Genomic DNA, 1,187 nt, shown 5'->3' on the forward strand with positions numbered 1-1,187 from the left:
TCGCCCTGACCGTCCTCGCCGCCGGCGGCGCTTCCGCCCAGTCCTCCGTCACGTTGTTCGGCGTCGTCGACGCCACGGTCAGCGGCTATTCGAACAAGGCCGAGACGCCGTTCGGCGTCGGCGTCACGACCAGCAGCACCGGGCAGAACAGCTCGGGCTACACCGGCAGCCGCCTGGGCTTCCGCGGCACCGAGGACCTCGGCGGCGGTGCCGCGGCCAGCTTCTGGCTCGAGGCCGGGATACTCAACGACACCGGCAACGGCGTCACCCCCAGCGGCGGCCTGGCCTTCAACCGCCGCTCCACGGTCAGCCTGTCGGGCGCCCTGGGCGAGGTCCGCCTCGGCCGGGACTACACGCCCACCTTCTGGAACGACGCCGTGATGGATCCGTTCACCTCCAACGGCGTGGGCATCAACCTGATCGCCACCGCGAGCGGCTTCAACACCCCGGGCCAGGTGGCCAACGGCTTCCAGGGCAATCCCAACTATGTCCGGGCCTCCAACTCGGTGGGCTACTTCCTGCCGCCGAACCTGGGCGGCTTCTACGGCCAGCTCATGTACGCCTTCAACGAGGCGACCAAGTACGACCCCGGCACGCTGACCCCGAACGTGCCCAACAGCCAGCGCGCCGGCCGCTATGTCGGCGGTCGCTTCGGCTACGCCAAAGGCCCGCTGGACGTCGCCGTGGCGGCCGCCCGCAGCACCATCGGGGACCAGTTCTTCCAGGGCACCACGAGCTATCTGGACATCTGGAACCTCGGCGCCACCTACGACTTCGGCGTCGTCAAGCTGTTCGGCGAGTACTCGCACAACAAGACCAAGACCGACTTCTCCGGCATCCCGCCGCTGCCCAATGCCTTCGGTTTCACCAGCCCCGGTGCCAACGGCGCCCTGGTCGGCGCCACCGTGCCGGTCGGACCCGGCCTGATCCGCGCCGTCTACACCCAGGTCAAGTACAACAACGTCACCGCCCTGAACCAGCTCATCCCCGGCCTGTCGCCGGATCCGAAGTCGGAGAAGTTCGCCCTCGGCTACGTGTACAACCTGTCGGCGCGCACGGCCGTGTACGCGACCGCGGCACGCATCGACAACAAGGGCGGCGCCGACCTCACGGTGGGCGGGCCGGCCTTCTACGCGAAACCGATCAATGGCGTCGTGCCGACCGCCAAGACCTCCACCGGCTACGAC

Annotated in this window: 1 protein-coding gene; it reads left to right on the forward strand. The window is 68.8% G+C overall.

Features of this window, described 5'->3' with window-relative positions:
* A partial coding sequence (locus tag AC1DF3_RS36895) for a porin (RefSeq protein ID WP_478142799.1) occupies nt 1-1,187 on the forward strand: 1,187 nt, incomplete at both ends.

It is taken from the genome of Variovorax sp. 10N432 (assembly GCF_056394465.1).